The following is a 17,584-nucleotide window of genomic DNA, read 5'->3' on the forward strand; positions in this document are numbered from 1 at the left end:
GCTGCGGGCGGCCCACACCACGGACGCGGGGCGCCCGCCGGCAGGGCCTACTGCGCGGGCAGTTCCTCCTCGATGAGGTCGGCCGCGCGCCGGGTGCCGCCCTCCTTCGCCATCCCGGCACCGATACGCGCGAGCCGCCGGGCGACCTCCGGGTCGCCGGCCAGGGCGAGCACCGCTTCGCGCAGTGTCGCCGCGGTGGCATCGGCCATCGGTACGTGCCGGGCCACGCCCAGCGACTGGAGCATGTCCGCGTTGGAGAACTGGTCCACGGCCTGCGGAACGGCGACCATCGGCGTCGCCGTGGCCAGCCCCTCCTGACTGCCGCCCGCGCCCGCGTGGGTGATGAAGGCATCGGCCTCCCGGAGCACGGCCAGCTGGGGGACCCAGCGCACCACCTCGAAATTGGCCGGGACCGGGCCCAGTTCGGACTCCTCGACGTACTTGCCGATCTGGAGCACCACATGCCAGCCGGGCAGGTCGCCGAAGGCCGCGATGCACTCGCGGTAGAAGCCCGGCTGCTTGGTGAAGGTCGAGCCGAGCGAGACGAGCAGCACCTTCTCGGCGCCCTCCGGACGCTGCCAGTCCCCCTGGGCCTTGCGGTCACCCTGGCAGGCGCCGACGAAGGTGTACGTGGTGTCGTCCACCCGGTCCGCGTTGGGCTGCATCGCACGCGGGATGAGGACGATGCTGCGGCGGGGGTGGCCGACAAACCGGTCGGGGTGCTCGTCGATGCCGTTCTCCTCCAGCCAGGCGTGGAAGCGCGCGTAGTAGGCACGGCCCCGCTCGGTCGCCATGAGCTGGGCGAGCATCGGCTCGCCGACCTCCTCCTCGGCCCCCTGCCAGGCGACCAGGTTCGGGGAGAGCGAGATACCGGGGACGTCCCAGCGGCGGGACAACACCTTCGCAGGGTAGGAGGTGATGTCGTGCACGATCAGGTCGGGTACGCCCACGCCGTCCGGTCCCTCGTGCGCCTCGACCAGCTGCGGCAGCGCGGCGATGGCGTCGTGGAGGAACAACTCGAGGTGCTCGATCACCTCCGTACCCCAGGCTTCGGGGTGGTCGTCGGTCGGCAGGGTGGATGTGTAGACGACAGGCTCGGCGCCGGTCTCCGCGATCTTCTCGGCGAAGGAGGCCGGGATCGCGTAGGTGACGCGGTGGCCGCGGGCGACGAGTTCCCGGATCACTTCCATGCTCGGGTTCACATGCCCGGCAGCCGCGATCGAGAACATGGCGATATGGGCACGCTTCGGTGAAGTCATGCCACAACGGTAGGCGAGACGAGACGTCTCGTGCAACTTATTTCGACGAGGCTCAGGACCACCCTCGGGTGTGGGAACCCGCCTGCACGGATGCGAAACTTGGCCCGTTCCGACGAGAGCGGGAGACACCACATGGACGAGTCAACGGCGCGGGACATACTGCGCACGGCCGGCCTGGCGCAAGACGCGGAGCTGCTGGCCCTGGGCGAGAACGCGGTCTTCGCGGACGGCGGGCTCGTCATCAAGGTGGGCAGGGCCCCGGAGCTGCTGGAGCGCGCGGAGCGCGAACTGTCCGTGGCGGGTTGGCTGGCGGAGGCGGGCATCCCCGCGGTGCGCGCGGCCGAGCCCTCGCCCCGGCTGGTCGACGGGCACCCGGTCACGCTCTGGCACCGGCTCCCCGACGCGGTCCGCCCGGCCGGGCCCGCGGACCTCGCGGCGCTGCTGCGCTCCGTCCACACGCTGCCCGCACCGGACTTCACCCTCCCCCGGCGCGAACTCCTGGGCGGGGTCGAACGCTGGCTGCGGCTCGCGGGGGACGCCATCGACCCGGCGGACGCGGACTACCTCCGCAAGCGCCGCGACGGCTTCGCCTCGGCGGCGGCCGCACTGACACCCCGTCTGACGCCGGGCCCGATCCACGGCGACGCGCTCCCGCGCAACGTCCACGTCACCCCGCAAGGACCGGTCCTGGTCGACCTGGAGACGTTCTCGTCGGACCTGCGGGAGCATGACCTGGTCGTCATGGCCCTCTCCCGGGACCGCTACGGGGCGCCCCCGGAGGCGTACGACTCCTTCGTCCGTGCCTACGGCTGGGACGTCCGCGAATGGGAGGGCTGCACGGTCCTGCGCGGCGCCCGCGAGACGGCAAGCTGCGCCTGGGTCGCCCAGCACGCCCCGGCCAACCCCCGGGCGCTCGACGAGTTCCGCCGCAGGGTGGCATCGCTGCGCGAGAACGATCCCGGGGTCCGGTGGTATCCGTTCTAGAGGCCGCATCCGGCGTTTCCGGAGGCCGCACCCGGGGTTCAACGGCGCCGCCCGGCCCTGACCTGGGTCCTGCCGTCCGGGCCCTGCACACCACAAGGGGCCCCAGTAGTTCTCGCCGAAAAAACAACGCTAAGCGGCTGCGGTCCAGCTCAGAGCGCGGATCAGAATGTTGTGGCCTCGTCGTGCTCGCGCAGCATGCGCATGACGGTCGCGGGAGCTGGGTGCTGACCACGCTTCTTGCCGGTGCGGATCACCAGCCGGGAAGCGATCTCGCGCAGTGACAGGCGTTCCTGGTCGCGCAGCCGGAGGGCGGTGGCGAGCATGTCTTCGTCGGAAACCTTGACGCCGCCGATCATCTTGCCTTTCGTACGGGCGGTCTCCTGGCCTTCGAGGGTCTTGTCGCGGATGTAGTCGCGCTCGGACTCCGCCATGGCGGCGAAGAAGGCGAACAGGGCGGCGCCGTGCCCGGCCGGGTCGTGCTTCCCGGCCAGAGGGCCGGTGAGGAACTCCAGCTCGATCTCCGCGTCCCGCAGTTCCTCGGCGACCTTCAGCAGTTCCAGGGCGCCCCGGCCCAGGCGCTTCATCTCGTGCACCACGAGCGTGACCTTCGCGCCCAGCGAGCGGTACTCATGGGCCGCCGCCAGGGCCGCCTTCATCTCGGGGCGCTCGCGGACCCGGGTGCTGATCTGTTCCTTGAACAGCCGGTGCACGCCGGAGGCTTCGAGGGCGTCGACCTGGGACTGGATCTCCTGCGTCCGGGTCGAGACGCGGGCGTACGCGAGCCGGACCTCCATCGGCACGGCAGGCGCCGCGAGCTTCTGCACCGGCAGGGACTGCCAGGCTGAGCCGGGATGGCGTACGGCCGGGGTGGCGACGTGCAGCTCGGAGCGGAGTGCGGGGACGAGCTGGAAGCGCGCGGTGTGGTACTTGAGCGCGACCTTGCCGCAGGTGGTGCGGCAGGGCGAGCCCGCCGGGGCCTGGCAGGTGGACATCGGGCAGGCGTGCGACTCGACGAGCCGGTATGGATCGTTGATCACGATCGGATCGTTTCAGAAGTGCGTTTCACCGGTCAAGAGGAAGGAAACGGCCTGTGAAACACATCGACCTGCGGCGATGCTGCTGGCGCCCGGTGTTGAAACGGGGACCGCCTATGAAACACCGACTTGCGGTGGGGCCGAGGCGCGTCAGGGGTTGTTCAGGAAGGTGAGAACGGCGAGGACGCGGCGGTTGTTGTTGTCGTCATCGGTGATGCCGAGTTTGCCGAACAGCGAAGTGGTGTACTTGCTGATGGCGCTTTCGCTGAGGAAGAGCCGTTGGCCGATGGCCTGGTTGGACAGTCCTTCGGCCATGAGGCCGAGCACGGAGTGTTCGCGTTCGGTGAGCCGTTCGAGCCGTCGATTCGAGGATCCGCTGGACAGTAGTTTGGCGATGACGGCCGGGTCCATGGCGGTCCCGCCGGCGGCGACGCGTTCCAGGGCGTCGATGAACTGATCGGCGTCGAAGACGCTCTCTTTGAGGAAGTAGCCGATGCCACCGGCGCCGTCGGCCAGGAGTTCGCGGGCGTACAACTGCTCGACGTACTGGGAAAGGATGAGGACCGGCAGTCCGGGCCGTTCGCTGCGGGCGGCAAGAGCCGCCCGCAGGCCCTCGTCCGACTGGGTCGGTGGCATGCGGACGTCGACGACGGCAACGTCCGGCTGCCACGTCAACAGCGCGTGCAGCGTCTCGGGTCCGGTGGCTGCGGTCGCCACCACCTGGTGTCCATATGCCGCGATGAGGCGAACCATCCCGTCACGCAGGAGGTAGAGGTCTTCGGCTACAACGATTCGCACGGCACCATCATCCTCACCCGGGTCGGGCCGCCTTCCGGGCTGGTGATCTCCAGGGCGCCGTCGAAGACCGCGAGGCGGCGGCGCAGCCCCGCGAGTCCGCCGTCGGCTCGCAGGCCGGCTCCGCCGCGGCCGTTGTCTTCGACATCGATGACGATGCCGGTGTCGTCCTGGGTGAAGGAGATCCGGGCCTGGGTCGCACGGGCGTGCTTGACCGCGTTGGTCAGCAGTTCGGCGATGGCGAAGTACAGGGCGGACTCGATCGGCGGGTCCACGCTGAGTTGAAGGTGGGCGCTGACAGCCGCTTCGAGCGGGCTGTCCAGGGCAAGAGCGCGAACGGCATCGATGAGCCCGCGGTCGTTCAGCACGGGCGGATTGATTCCCTGGACCAGTTCGCGGAGCTCGGTCAGTGACGCGGTGGCACCAGCCCGCGCTTCCCGCATCAGCGTCCTGGCCTGTTCAGGGTCGGTTTCCATCAGCTTCTCCGCAGTCGCCAAAGAGAGCCCGAGCCCGACCAGGCGGGCCTGCGCCCCGTCGTGCAGGTCCCGCTCGATCCGGCGGATCTCGGCGGCCTGGGCAACCGTCGCATCCGCGCGCTGGGCGGTCAGCTCGTCCACCCGGTCCGCCAGCGCCATCGCGGGTGACGGGCGCAGGAAGCGGACGGCCACTGGCTCGACACACCGCCAGGCATACGGGGCGCTAGCGACGGCCACGACCAGGCCGAGCGCCCCGACGACGCGCGCGGCGGGCCCCGGCTGGCCGAGCCCGAGGACCGCCACGGCCACCCCGGCCGGCGGGAGGGACGCGACCAGGCCCGCGGTGAGCGGCGCGATCGCCGTGAACCGCAGGTCGCGCCAGTTGGCGGGGTCGCTCCACCGGACCCGCCACTTCTGATCCAATAGAGCATCGCGGCGGGTGCGCTCGTAGCTGAAGCCGTTCCACCAGTACCCGGTGGACATCGGCGTCACCGGCCCGGCCTCCCGGTATCCGGCGGGGATGGCGGTGGCCGTCCACCTCGCGACGAGGAAGCGGACCATCCGGCAGACCGAGCGGGACAGGGCGAGCGTGCACCCGCACGCCAGCACGACCGGCACAACCCAAGACCACGGGTTTCCCGCTCCCCACCAGATCCCCAGCGCCACGGCGGCGGCCCACACGGCCGGGACCAGCATGCTGATGACCGCCACGACGCACGCCCGTACGAACCCCACGCCGGCGCGCGCCAGCCACGAACCCCGCTGTCTCATGATTCTTCCTTCGCATTCCGTTCGGTGCTCCCACTGTGCACCGCGCGGAGCCCGCTACTGTCCTTGTCAGCCGGGGAGTGGGGCTAGCCGCACCCACCCGTGGGTCTAGACGGATACCGCGTCGGCCTGGCGCTTCTTAGCGTCGGTGAGCATGGAAACCAACAAGCACACGGCTGAGGCGGCAGTCCTCAACAGCCCCCGCACCCAAGAAGCCTTTGACACGGCGAAGAACAGCGTCAAGGTCTATGGCGCACTCAGCGCCGTCGTCCTCCTGGCGGTCATCGTGGTGTCGAGCAGCGGTCATATGGTGAACACGTTCATGTGGGTCCGGGCAGTCCTGCTGCCTGTAGTCGCCGTGCTGATCTACCGGATGATCGTCTCCGCTTCCCGGGGATCTCGACGGGCCTTCGAGCGCGTGAGCGCCCTCGCCGTCATCATGCCGATCGCGATCATCGGCGTCGACCTGATCCCGGGTGTCTGCCCGCCGTGGTACGCCGTGATGCAGGCCGTCTGCATGCTGCCCATCATCCGAGTCGCGTTCATCACCCGCGGCTCCGCACTGCGCGCCGCCTTCCCCAAGTCACGCTGACTCGTCAGCTCCTGCGTGCTTCCTGACTGCACCAACGGCATCGTCTGATGCATCCGGGGCGCGCAGCGGACAACAGGCCCGTGTCCGGCTGCTACAGCCCGGCTCGGGGCTCGTCCATGCCGGCGGTCCGCAGCGGCCGGTGTCCCTGGTCGTCCGAGCTGGGCGAGTTCGCGTTCGTAGTCGACGGTGATCGAGCCGTAGTAGTTGACCACCGAACTGCGCGCCGGGGAGATGTGCGCCAACACCTCGGCGTCCACCCCGCGCCCGGCGGTACGCAGTTCGCCGACGGCCAGGCCCATGTACTCCGTGTGCCAGCAGACCACTGCGTTCGTCACGACGGTCAGGCACCATGCCTGTTCGTTTTGCTGCTCGGGCTGGCGGCGGGTGACCTTGCCTTCGCGGGCGTAGTGGAGCTGACGGCGCAGGGCGTGGAGGGACTCGCCCTCGTTCAGCTGCCGGGCGATCTTGCGCCGGTAGCCCTCGTCCGACAGGTACTTCGCCGCGTAGATCGTGCGCCGGATCGCGCCGTACTCCTTCAGCGCGGCGGCCAGTGCGTTCTGCCGGGAGGACGCGGAGAGCTTTCCGACGATCAGGGAGGCGGTGGCATGCCCGTACTTCAGTGACCCGGCCAGACGGAGCAGGTCGTCCCAGTGGCCGGCGACCAGGTCCAGGTTGGCCTTCTTCGTCAGCAGCGGTCCCGCAGTCGGGAACCGCTCCTCGTAGTCGCTCTTGGCGCCCATCCGATACAGGGTGATCTTGCCCAGGTCCCGGATGCGGGGCGAGAGCTGCTTGCCCACCAGGTCGAACAGGCCGAAGTTGACCAGGGTGACACCATGCGTGTCCGTGGCGTGCTCGGTGATCGGCAGATCGGTGGCGTTGCCCAGGATCTCGTCCAGCACATAGTGGGCCTCGCGATGGGTGGCCACGATGACCTTCGTGCCGAACGTCGAGTGCTGGTCGGAGACGTGGGTGTAGGTGGAGATGCCCTCGGACACGAAGTACTTGTTCAGGTGCCGGGCGGTGATCGACTTGCCCCTCGTCGGGAACCGCTGCCCGTCGGATGACGACAGGGTGCCGGAGCCGAACATGGCCGTCACCGGCAGCTGGTGGTGGTAGTTGACCAGGCAGATGTTCGCCTCGCGCAGCGTCTCCTCGCGGATGTACCACTCCGCCGTCCACGCGAGCACGTCGTAGGGGATGCCGCAGGCCGCGGCCATGCCGTGCAATCCGAGGTTCGTGGAGAGCCCGATCAGGCAGGCGATCAGGTTCCTTTTGAGCTGCGGGGAGCGGGCCTGCTTGCCGCCGGCGTGGACGAAGCAGTCCAGGAAACCGGTGTGCCGGTCCATCTCCACTAGCAAGGAGGCGATCGGCACGTTCGGCAGCATCCGCTCCAGCTCGGCGTGCAGATCCTCGGCCTCGGACGGGATGTCCTCCGCGATGAGCGGCGAGATGACCAGCTCCCCGGCGTCGTTCAGCCGGACCGGCCCGTCGCCGCGCTTGAGGACCTCCTCCAGGTCGGTGAGGGCCTCGTCCAGTTCGTCCATCACCAGCGGCAGAGCCTCGGAGGCATCGGGGCTCTTGGCGACCAGACGGCAGAACTCCGTGCGGTGCGTCTCCCACTGGGTGGGCTTGAACAGGTAGGCGGCCGGGTTGTCGTAGCGGCGCGCGCCTGGCACGAACACGTCCCCCGACCGCAGGCCGTCGCGCAGTGCGAGCAGGGTGCACAGTTCCCAGTAGTGCCGGTACGCGGTCGCATCGCCCTTGGCCGCGGCCTCGTCGAGGTAGCCCTGCCACCGGGTCGGCACGAACAGCGTCGACGCCTTGTCGGGGACGTTGCGGGCGCCGGTCGCGTTCAGCTCCCGCAGGATCTCCAGGCCTCGATCAGCGGCTTCGCCTCGGTGCCGCCTTTGAACCGCACCGCCTCCAGCACCTTCGGTGCGAACTGGCGGATGTAGGTGTGGGAGCCTTCCAGGAGCGCCAGGTGCCCGTGGTCCTTGGGCAGCCGCACGGTGGCCCCGGCGTGCGCGGCCCGCAGCCGGGACATGCCGATCTTCCCGCGCAGCAGCGTCCCCACCGCCTCGTCCGGGATACCGGCATCGGCCAGTACCGGCAATATCTCGTCCAGCAGGGCGAGCCGGTCCTCGGAGAGCTTGGCCCTCTCGGCAAGCACCTCGCGCAGCTTGATCCGGGCGCGGGACTCCGACCCGGACAGAGTCTGGTCGAAGAGTTGCACCACGGCGTCGAGGACGTCGACGGAGGACTGCGCGAGCAGTGTCAGCAGGATCGGATGGCGCCGGTTGGGCTCGCGCCGCACCAGGGCGTGCGCGGTCAGCCGGCGCCCAATCTGGGCCAGGTAGCGGCGCCGCTCGGCGGGCAGCGACGACATGTCCAGGGTGTCCGCGCCAAGGCCGCGCAGGAACCTCAGCTTCTCGACCTCGCCGCCCACGCTCGTCGGCGACGCCTGCACCGGCCCGGTCACCAGCCAGTGCAGCCGCGAGGACTTGAGCTCCGGATCGACGACCAGCAGCCCGCGGCGAGCCCGAGCTGGCGGGCCAGGCGGCCGACCGCCGCGGGCGGAGCGGCGGGCACATCGTCGGGGACGAAGCCCAGCCAGGGCAGGGCGGACAGCTGCACGGCGGCACCGAGCACGTTCTGGGCCCGGCGGAACTTCCGCAGGAACGCCTCGTCGGCCGGAGTGAGGGTGAAGTACCGGATCAGCTCGTCCTTGCCGATCGCCGGAAAGGACCGTAAGCCCTCCAACTCCTCATCCGAGAACACCCTGGTGGCCATCGGCCCCTCCCACCCCACTCGATCGACGCAGACGACCACCACCGCTACCCGGCCAGACGATGGGCGCTGCAGCACGGATTAGCGTTGTTTTTTCGCGAGAACTACTGGGACCCCCACAACGAGCTTCTGCGTACCCCCGCTCCGTCTCACCTGCTCCGGGGGATGACCGGCCAGGCCGCCTCGACGACCGCCGCCGGGTCGGCGGTGCGTCGCAGATACGCCTCCAGCGAGGCCGACTGCTCGGCTGCCGCACGTACCTGGAGGCCGTGCAGGTCCGCCAGCGGCATCGCCCCGACGGGCTGGTGCAGCTCCCCCATGCGGCGGACCACCCGGACGGCGGCCACCGCGTCCGCGCTCGCGTCGTGCGCTTCGTCGAGCGCCACCCCGTAATAGGCGCACAGCGCCTGGAGGGCGCGCTTGCCCCTGCGATACTTGTCGACGTGTTTGTCGATCACCAGTGGGTCGATGACCGGCGACGGCACAGTGCCGAGCCGCTCGCTGACCGGAGCCGCCCCGTGCCGCCGGCACTCACGGTCCAGGAGCGACAGGTCGTACCGCGCGTTCATCACCACCAGCGGCACCCCCGAGCGCAGCACCCCGGCAACCGTGTGAGCGATCTCCTCGACGGCGGAACCCGCCCGCGCCCCGTGCTCGCGGGCGTGGTCCGTCGAGATGCCGTGGATCGCCGCCGCCTGCTCGGGTATCGCCACCCCGGGGTCGATCAGCCAGGTGCGCTGCCCCTCGATGACGCCGTCCGCGTCCAGCCGCACGACCGCCGCCGTGACGATGCGGTCGGTCTCGACGTCGGTGCCCGTCGTCTCCAGGTCGAAGCCGACCAGTGGTCCCCGGTGCCAGCCCATGGCGGCTCTCCTCTGTGGTGTGTCGTGGTACGTCCCCCAAGTGCTGACCACCCTCGCACGCGCCACTGACAACGGGTCCGGCCGCCCGGTCACCGGGTGGGCGGGCGGCGTTCCCCGGAGCGGGCTGGCGCGGCGTCTCCCACGGCCGCCGGACACTCCCGTACCCCCGGAGACACCACGCACCTCCGGTGAGGCTCTGTCAGGGAAGGTGCCGGGAAAACGTGCCAGGAAATTCTGTCAGGAAACCGGCCTCGAATCGCCCCACACGGACTCGAACTCGTCCCGGTAGGTCTCGAAGAGGCCGTGCTCCGAGTCCTGCCCGTGCCGGACCACCGCACGCCCGCCGCCCCGGAGCACCAGGACCGGCGCCTCCATCCCGCGCGCCCTGCGCAGATACGACTGGACGACCGCGAGACCGTCCGCACCGTCGCCGTCGACCAGGCAGGCCATGAAGCGCGGCGTCTCGTCGAACACATGGATCTCGAAGGCGCCGGGGTCCCGGAGCCGGGAGCGCACCCGGCGCATGTGCAGGATGTTCGTCTCCACCGCGCGGCTCAGTTCGCCCTTCTTGAGCCCGAGTTCCCGCTCGCGCCGCTTGACCGCGCTGCTGGCGGGGTTGAGGAAGAGCAGCCGGACCCGGCACCCCGACTCGGCCAGCCTGACCAGCCTGCGGCCGGAGAAGTTCTGGACGAGGAGGTTCAGGCCTATCCCTATCGCGTCGAGTCTGCGTGCCCCGCCGAACAGGTCCTCGGCGGGGATCTGCCGCTGGAGCCGGACGCGGTCCGGGTGGACGCCGATGACGTCCGCGTACCGGTCCCCCACCAGGTCCTCGACCGCGTCCACCGGGAGCCGGTCGGCGGACGGCGAGCCCGACCCCGCGCCCAGGATGTTCAGCAGGCGGGACGAGGCCCGTTCCGCCTGGGCCAGCACCGCCTCGGAGAGCGCGCGGTTGCGGGAGACCACGTTGCGGGTGACCTCCAGCTCGTCCAGGGCCAGTTCCACATCACGCCGGTCGTCGTAGTACGGCTCGAAGCACGGCCAGTGCTGGACCATCAGCTCGCGCAGCTGCGGGAGGGTGAGGAAGCTCAGAACGTTGTCGTCGGCCGGGTCGAGCAGATAGCCCTTGCGGCGCGAGACCTCCCGTACGGCGACGGCGCGCTGCACCCACTCCTGGCCGGCCGGGCCCGCGGCCGCGACCACCCAGTCGTCGGCGTGCACCGGTTCGTAGATGGGGCGCAGCACGGCGGCCACCACCGCTCGGAGGCGCTGCTCGACCAGGTTCAGCCAGATGTAGGCGCGCCCGGCGCGCTGCGCACGGGTCCGCACCTCGTTCCAGGCGCCGGCGTCCCAGTCGAGTTCCGCCCCGATCTCCACTGGCCGCACCAGGGAGACCGCCCCGGGTGGGACACCTGCGGATCCCCCGTCGTGACCCGGGTCACCTGGGGGCAGCTCCAGCCCTCCCGAGCCCACCCGCGTACCGCCTTTCACTGCCCCTGCAACGATCAAGGAAGGGTACTCCGCGCGCGGGAGCCGGTGCAGCCGGATGCACAGGGTACTTTCCCAACTCCCGTATTCGTGGTGACCGTTCTCCTCGGCCGTACGGGGCCGAGTGAGGGGATTCATAGTGGTTCGTGGCGAGGACGCGCTGACACGCGTGACTCGGTGCCTGATGTGGAAGAGTCGTGCCCATGCAGGTCTGGCCGGGACAGACATACCCACTCGGCGCCACGTACGACGGCGCCGGGACCAATTTCGCGGTCTTTTCGGAGGCCGCCGACCGAATCGAGTTGTGCCTGCTGCACGACGACGGCTCAGAGACGGCGGTGGAGCTGAGGGAGACGGACGCCTTCGTCCGCCATGCCTATCTGCCCGGCATCATGCCGGGCCAGCGGTACGGGTTCCGGGTGCACGGCCCGTACGCGCCGGAGAGCGGGCAGCGCTGCAACTCGGCGAAGCTGCTCCTCGATCCGTACGCCAAGGCGGTGAGCGGGGAGGTCAAATGGGACGAGTCGGTGTACGGCTACCACTTCGGCCGGCCGAACTCGCGCAACGACCTGGACTCCGCCCCGCACACCATGACATCGGTGGTGGTCAACCCCTACTTCGACTGGGGCGACGACCGGCTGCCGAGGACCCCGTACCACGAGACCGTGCTCTACGAGGCCCATGTGAAGGGCCTGACCATGCTCCATCCGGCGCTCCCCGACGAGATGCGCGGGACGTACGCGGCGCTGGCGCATCCGGCGGTCATCGAGCATCTGACCGGGCTCGGGGTCACGGCGCTGGAGCTGATGCCCGTTCACCAGTTCGTCAACGACCACCGGCTGGCGGACAGCGGGCTCTCGAACTACTGGGGCTACAACACCATCGGGTTCTTCGCTCCGCACAACGCGTACGCCTCCTGGGGCGACCGCGGTGAACAGGTGCTCGAATTCAAGCAGGCGGTACGGGCGCTGCACGAGGCCGGGATCGAGGTCATCCTCGATGTGGTCTACAACCACACGGCCGAGGGCAACCATCTGGGCCCGACGCTCTCCTTCCGCGGCCTGGACAACGCCTCCTACTACCGGCTGACGGACGATCCGCGCTACTACATGGACACCACGGGCACCGGCAACAGCCTGCTGATGCGCTCCCCGCACGTCCTGCAGCTGATCATGGATTCGCTGCGCTACTGGGTGACCGAGATGCACATCGACGGTTTCCGCTTCGACCTGGCGGCGACCCTGGCCCGCCAGTTCCACGAGGTGGACCGGCTGTCGTCCTTCTTCGACCTGGTGCAGCAGGACCCGGTGGTCTCCCAGGTGAAGCTGATCGCGGAGCCGTGGGACGTGGGCGAGGGCGGCTACCAGGTGGGGAACTTCCCGCCGATGTGGACCGAGTGGAACGGCAAGTACCGCGACACCGTACGGGACCTGTGGCGCGGCGAGCCCCGGACACTCGCGGAGTTCGCCGGGCGGCTGACCGGCTCGTCGGACCTGTACCAGGACGACGGGCGGCGCCCGCTCGCCTCGATCAACTTCACCACCTGCCACGACGGGTTCACGCTGCACGACCTGGTGGCGTACAACGACAAGCACAACGAGGCGAACGGCGAGAACAACCGGGACGGCGAGAGCCACAACCGGTCGTGGAACTGCGGCGCCGAGGGCGACACCGACGACCCCGGTGTGCTGGAGCTGAGGGGCCGCCAGATGCGGAACTTCATGGCCACGCTGCTGCTCTCGCAGGGGGTGCCGATGCTCAGCCACGGCGACGAGTTCGGCCGTACGCAGCACGGCAACAACAACGCGTACTGCCAGGACAGCGAGCTGGCCTGGGTGCACTGGCCCGGATCGGAAGGGGCCGGGCCGGAAGCGGCCGGTTCGGAGCGGAGCGACTCCGAGCAGGACGGCTCCGGCCGGAACGCTCCGGGCGGCAGCAGCACCCTGCTGGCCTTCACCCGTGCGATGGTGGCGCTGCGCCGCGAGCATCCGGTCTTCCGGCGGCGGCGTTTCTTCCACGGCCGTCCGGTGGAGGGCACCCACGACGACCTCTCCGACATCGCCTGGTTCACCCCCGAGGGCGAGGAGATGGTCCAGCGCGACTGGCAGGCGGCGCACGCCAAGGCCCTGTCGGTGTTCCTGAACGGGAACGCCATCTCGGAGCCGGGGACGCGCGGCGAGCGCATCACCGACGACTCGTTCCTGCTGATGTTCAACGCGAGCGCGGAGGAGATCGAGTTCCTGGTACCGGTGAATCACGGCAGGCAGTGGGAGGTCGTCGTGGACACGGCCCATGAGGACGGTGTGCCACCGGGGCCGGGCCCGAAGGTGGACGCCGGTGACCGGCTGGCGCTGATCGGACGGAGCCTGGCCGTGCTGAAACGGCCGGCCTGACCGACTGCGGCGGGGTGACACCGGGCTGACGGGCTGACGGGTGGATGACGTCGGCCCGACGGGCCGCCGGGTGTCAGGGAGCCGGTGAAACGGGGTACGTAGGTTCCCATGACGCCCACTGCGACGTACCGGCTCCAGATCCAGCCGGAGTTCCCGTTCCCGGCCGCCGAGGCGGCGGTGCCGTATCTGGCGGCCCTCGGGGTCTCGCACCTCCATCTGTCGCCGGTGCTGGACGCCGTCCCCGGCTCCACGCACGGCTACGACGTCGTGGACCACACCAGGGTCCGCGACGAGCTGGGCGGCGAGGCCGGGCTGCGGGCGCTGGCGCACACCGCGCGCACGCACGGGCTCGGGCTCGTCGTGGACATCGTGCCGAACCACATGGCGGCGGCCCCCCGGTTCAACCGGCCGCTGTGGGAGGTGCTGCGCGAGGGGCCGGACTCGCCGTACGCGCGCTGGTTCGACATCGACTGGGAGGCGGGCGGTGGCAAGGTGCTGCTGCCCGTGCTCGGCCACCGGCTCGGCGACGAGCTGGAGCGGCTGCGGGTCGACGGGCAGGTGCTGCGCTATTACGACCAGGACTTTCCGCTCCGCGAGGGTACGGCGGAGCTGCCGCTGCCGGAACTGCTCGACGCCCAGTGGTACCGGCTCGCCTGGTGGCGGCTCGCCCGCACCGAGCTCAACTACCGCCGCTTCTTCACCATCTCCGACCTGATCGGGGTGCGCGTCGAGGACCCGGCGGTCTTCGACGCCACCCACGCCAAGATTCTGGAGCTGATGGACGACGGCGTCATCGAGGGACTGCGGATCGACCACCCGGACGGGCTCGCGGACCCCGGCGCGTATCTGCGGCGGCTCGGCGAGGCGACGGGTGGCCGCTGGACGGTCGTGGAGAAGATCCTCACCGGCGACGAGCAGCTGCCCGCCGACTGGGCGGTCGCGGGGACCACGGGCTATGACGCACTGCACCGGATCGACGGCCTGTTCACCGACCCGGCGGGCGCCGACGAGCTGGTGCGCCGCTACCGGGACTACGCGGGGCCGCCAGGCGACCGGGGCGGGTACTGGGAGTCGACGGTCCGCCGGGCCGCGTACAAGGTCATCACCCACGAGCTGGCGGCCGAGACCGCCTTCCTGGTCCGCACCGCTGCCCGGATCTGCGCGGCGGACCCGGCGCTGCGCGACCACGCGCCGTGGGCGCTGGGGGCCGCGCTGCGCGAGCTGCTGGTTCGGATGCCCGTCTACCGCCCGTATGTGACCGCGGGCGGGCCGACGCCCGATACCGCGGAGGCCACGCTGGATCCGGATGCGGTACGGCAGGCCGCCGCGTCCTTCACCGTGCCCGATGAGTCGGCCGCCGTCGGGGTGGTACGGGACCTGGCGCTCGGCAAGCTGGGCGGCGGGTCCGACCGCGCCGCCTTCTGCGCCCGGTTCGCGCAGACCGCGTCGGCGCTGCGCGCCAAGTCCGTGGAGGACACCGCCTTCTACCGGTACGCGCCGCTGGTGTCGGCGGGCGAGGTGGGCGGCGACCCGGGGGCTCCGGCGGTGAGCCCGGCGCGGTTCCACGCGTTCTGCGCGCGGGCGGCCCGCGACTGGCCGGCCGGCGGGACCGTACTGACCACGCACGACACCAAGCGCAGCGCGGACGTCCGGGCGCGGATCGCGGTCCTCACCGAGTGCCCGGAGCAGTGGGCCGCGCTGCTTGAGCGGCTGACCACTCCGGCACCCGATCCGCAGCTGGCCTGGGTGGCCTGGCAGAGCGCGTTCGGGTTCGGGCTGCCCGACCTGGACCGGCTCGGCCCCGCGCTGCTGAAGTCCGTGCGCGAGGCAGGGCTGCACACCAGCTGGACCGAGCAGGACGAGGCGTACGAGCAAGCCGTCGCCGACTTCACGGCGGCGGGGCCCGCGGGTCCCGCGCAGTCGGCCGTCGCCGCGTTCGCCCGCGGGCTGGCCCCGTACGTACGGGCCAATGTGCTGGGCGCCGCGCTGGTCCACCTCACCATGCCCGGCGTGCCCGACGTCTACCAGGGCACGGAGGGCACGTACATCGCGCTGGTGGATCCGGACAACCGCAGGCCGCCCGTGCCCGTCGACCCGTCGGACGAGAAGCTGGCGCTGACGACCACGGCGCTGCTGCTTCGCCGCGACTGCCCGGATGTCTTCGGTGAGTCGGGTACGTACACACCGCTGGCGCCGGAGGGCCCCGCGGCCTCCCACTGCCTGGCCTTCTGCCGTTCCGGCGAGGTCGTCACCGCGGTGACCCGGCTGTCGCTGCGGCTCGAACAGGAGGGCGGCTGGCATGACACGGAACTGCCGCTGCCCGCCGGCGTGTGGCTCGATCTGCTGGCGCCTGAGCGGGAGTTCACCGAGCGGGTCGCCCTGAGCGAGCTGTTCGCCGTACGGCCGGTGGCACTGCTCAAGCGGGCCGTTCCGGCGGCAGGGCCGGACGGGGCACCGGGGTGAGCGGCCCGCGCGTCCCCGGAGTCACCGCGAGGAGAGCCGGAAGTGCATCCGTCCGAAGCCGACCGAGTCACCGTCGCTGACCACGACCGCGCCGGTGACCCGGTCTCCGTTCACGGTCGTGCCGTTGGCCGAGCCGAGGTCGCGCAGCACCCATACCCCGGCCTCCACGCCGAGTTCGGCGTGCATCCGCGACACCGTCTCGTGGTTCAGCCGCAGGCCGTTGACCGGGTCGCGGCCGATGCGCAGCGGGTAAGGGCCGGGCGCGGGCAGCAGCAGCTTCGGCAGCCGCTCGGCGGCCCAGGCCCTGCGTATACGGCCGGGGAAGGCCGACGCCCGGCCCACCGCGCCCAGCAGCCGCTGCGACCAGCCGGTCCCGCTCTCCAGGTCCGCGGTGAGAGCGGCCAGCTCGTCGGACCTGCGGGCCGCCAGGGCCAGTTCCATCCGGCGTACGAAGGTGTCGTGCGAGAGCTTGCCCTGGACCGCGCCCTCCTTGAGCACGCCGACCACCCGGTCGCGCTCGGCGTCGGACAGCCTGACAGGAGCAGCCGTGTGTGGCGGCTCATGGGCGGGCGCCGGGGACTCTGAAGAGGACATCACAGGGTTGATTGTCAGTCGGACCCGATCGAGGTGTCCAGGGGCTCCCGGGTTTGCGATATCCATGTGACCAGGCCGGACGCCGATTGTTACGGTCTGCGGACATCCCCCTTTCCCAGGAGCCGAATTGCCCGCGAAGCCGCACGGCAACGAGCTGGTGATCCGCCCGTTGACCGGGCCGGACGAGCTCGCCCTCTTCCGTGCCCTGCCCTACGTCCTCGACCATGAACTCGCCGACGACCTCGCGGGCGGTCTGCGCCGTCCCGAGTGGATGTGGGTGGCGCTGCGCGGCGACCGCGTACTGGCGCGGGCGGCCTGGTGGGCTCCGGCGCCCGGCGCCGCCCCGTACACCCTCGACTTCTTCGATCTGGACGACAGCCTGCCCGAGCCGGAGCGCGGCGAGACCGGCGTACGGCTGCTGGAGACGGCGATGGCGCGGCTCTTCCCCGCCGGGGCCGAGCGCCCCGAGTACGGCCGGTTCATCCCGCCGGACTGGCGCACGGACCCGGTCGCCCGCGACGTGGTCGATGCGCGGATGCGGGCGGTGGAGCGGACCGGTGCGCGGCTGCTGGTCGAGCGGCTGCGGCTGGAGTGGACCCCCGGAGCGTCGGCGCCCCCGGCGCCCGGCGGCCGGCTGGCGTTCCGTGCTGTGCGCGGCCGGGAGGATCTCGTCTCGCTGATGACGCTGGTCGCCGAGGGTTCACTCGACGCGCACACCCGGGCCTCGATGGAGACCGGGCTGAGTGCGCGTGCGGTGTCCGATGCGCAGTACGACGAGGAGCTGGCGGGCTACCGGAGCCCGGACGGCTGGTGGCGGATCGCGGAGCTGCCGGACGGGGATCCGGTCGGCTTCGTGATCCCCGCGCGCAACAACTACAACGCGATCATCGCGTACATCGGGGTCGTGCCCGCCCACCGGGGGCACGGGTACGTCGATGAGATCCTCGCCGAGGGGACCCGGATTCTCGCCGGCCAGGACGTGCCCCGGATCCGTGCGTCGACGGACGTCGGCAACGTCCCGATGGCGCGGGCCTTCGAGCGGGCCGGCTATGTCAACTTCGGCCGGGCGGTCGACATGGTGTGGGAGTGAC

General features: G+C 70.7%; 14 protein-coding genes. 4 read left to right on the forward strand and 10 right to left on the reverse strand.

Annotated elements, in window-relative coordinates; translation table 11 throughout:
- Positions 1 to 47: 47 nt before the first annotated feature.
- Positions 48 to 1,259, reverse strand: coding sequence for a macrolide-inactivating glycosyltransferase (gene mgt, locus OG452_RS06060; protein ID WP_327294584.1), 1,212 nt, complete (start codon positions 1,257 to 1,259; stop codon positions 48 to 50).
- Positions 1,260 to 1,391: 132 nt separating this feature from the next.
- On the opposite strand from mgt, the gene OG452_RS06065 reads away from it, so the two are divergent.
- On the forward strand, positions 1,392 to 2,243 hold the full coding sequence (locus OG452_RS06065) for a phosphotransferase enzyme family protein (protein WP_327294585.1): 852 nt from the start codon (positions 1,392 to 1,394) through the stop codon (positions 2,241 to 2,243).
- A 161-nt stretch (positions 2,244 to 2,404) separates the two neighbouring features.
- Here the strand turns inward: OG452_RS06065 and OG452_RS06070 are convergent, their stop codons facing one another.
- The 8 genes from OG452_RS06070 to OG452_RS06105 all read right to left on the reverse strand — a co-directional run bounded on the left by OG452_RS06070 (position 2,405) and on the right by OG452_RS06105 (position 11,028).
- Entirely contained in the window at positions 2,405 to 3,280 is an 876-nt protein-coding gene (locus OG452_RS06070) for a recombinase family protein (RefSeq protein WP_327294586.1), read from the reverse strand.
- Positions 3,281 to 3,427: 147 nt separating this feature from the next.
- A complete protein-coding gene (locus OG452_RS06075) occupies positions 3,428 to 4,075 on the reverse strand; it encodes a response regulator transcription factor (protein WP_327294587.1) in 648 nt (215 codons plus the stop codon).
- Positions 4,060 to 5,319: a sensor histidine kinase gene (locus OG452_RS06080; protein WP_327294588.1), complete on the reverse strand. Its 1,260-nt coding sequence runs from the start codon at positions 5,317 to 5,319 to the stop codon at positions 4,060 to 4,062. The genes OG452_RS06075 and OG452_RS06080 overlap by 16 nt, the downstream gene beginning before the upstream one ends.
- 363 nt (positions 5,320 to 5,682) lie before the next feature.
- The gene (locus tag OG452_RS06085; protein WP_327299526.1) at positions 5,683 to 7,782 is read right to left on the reverse strand and encodes a Tn3 family transposase; all 2,100 of its coding nucleotides are present in this window, start codon (positions 7,780 to 7,782) and stop codon (positions 5,683 to 5,685) included.
- Positions 7,761 to 8,387: a hypothetical protein gene (locus tag OG452_RS06090; protein WP_327299888.1), complete on the reverse strand. Its 627-nt coding sequence runs from the start codon at positions 8,385 to 8,387 to the stop codon at positions 7,761 to 7,763. The genes OG452_RS06085 and OG452_RS06090 overlap by 22 nt, the downstream gene beginning before the upstream one ends.
- On the reverse strand, positions 8,384 to 8,698 hold the full coding sequence (locus OG452_RS06095) for a DUF4158 domain-containing protein (protein WP_327294589.1): 315 nt from the start codon (positions 8,696 to 8,698) through the stop codon (positions 8,384 to 8,386). Before OG452_RS06095 ends, OG452_RS06090 begins: the two co-directional genes overlap by 4 nt.
- 146 nt (positions 8,699 to 8,844) lie before the next feature.
- A complete protein-coding gene (locus OG452_RS06100) occupies positions 8,845 to 9,558 on the reverse strand; it encodes a 3'-5' exonuclease (RefSeq protein WP_327294590.1) in 714 nt (237 codons plus the stop codon).
- 237 nt (positions 9,559 to 9,795) lie between these two features.
- Positions 9,796 to 11,028 (reverse strand): SAV2148 family HEPN domain-containing protein, encoded by a 1,233-nt coding sequence (locus OG452_RS06105; protein WP_327294591.1) that lies wholly within the window; start codon positions 11,026 to 11,028, stop codon positions 9,796 to 9,798.
- A 218-nt stretch (positions 11,029 to 11,246) separates the two neighbouring features.
- Here OG452_RS06105 and glgX point away from each other — a divergent pair, with 218 nt between their 5' ends.
- Together glgX and treY are read left to right on the forward strand one after the other, a co-directional pair.
- Complete coding sequence (gene glgX, locus OG452_RS06110) at positions 11,247 to 13,436, forward strand: glycogen debranching protein GlgX (RefSeq protein ID WP_327294592.1); 2,190 nt, start codon at positions 11,247 to 11,249, stop codon at positions 13,434 to 13,436.
- Positions 13,437 to 13,544: 108 nt separating this feature from the next.
- Complete coding sequence (gene treY, locus OG452_RS06115) at positions 13,545 to 15,899, forward strand: malto-oligosyltrehalose synthase (RefSeq protein ID WP_327294593.1); 2,355 nt, start codon at positions 13,545 to 13,547, stop codon at positions 15,897 to 15,899.
- Between the two features lie 21 nt (positions 15,900 to 15,920).
- Here the strand turns inward: treY and OG452_RS06120 are convergent, their stop codons facing one another.
- On the reverse strand, positions 15,921 to 16,493 hold the full coding sequence (locus OG452_RS06120; RefSeq protein ID WP_327294594.1) for a DUF1707 and FHA domain-containing protein: 573 nt from the start codon (positions 16,491 to 16,493) through the stop codon (positions 15,921 to 15,923).
- 127 nt (positions 16,494 to 16,620) lie between these two features.
- On the opposite strand from OG452_RS06120, the gene OG452_RS06125 reads away from it, so the two are divergent.
- Entirely contained in the window at positions 16,621 to 17,583 is a 963-nt protein-coding gene (locus OG452_RS06125; RefSeq protein WP_327294595.1) for a GNAT family N-acetyltransferase, read from the forward strand.
- Position 17,584: the final 1 nt, after the last annotated feature.

It is taken from the genome of Streptomyces sp. NBC_01197 (genome assembly GCF_036010505.1).
GTDB lineage: Bacteria > Actinomycetota > Actinomycetes > Streptomycetales > Streptomycetaceae > Streptomyces.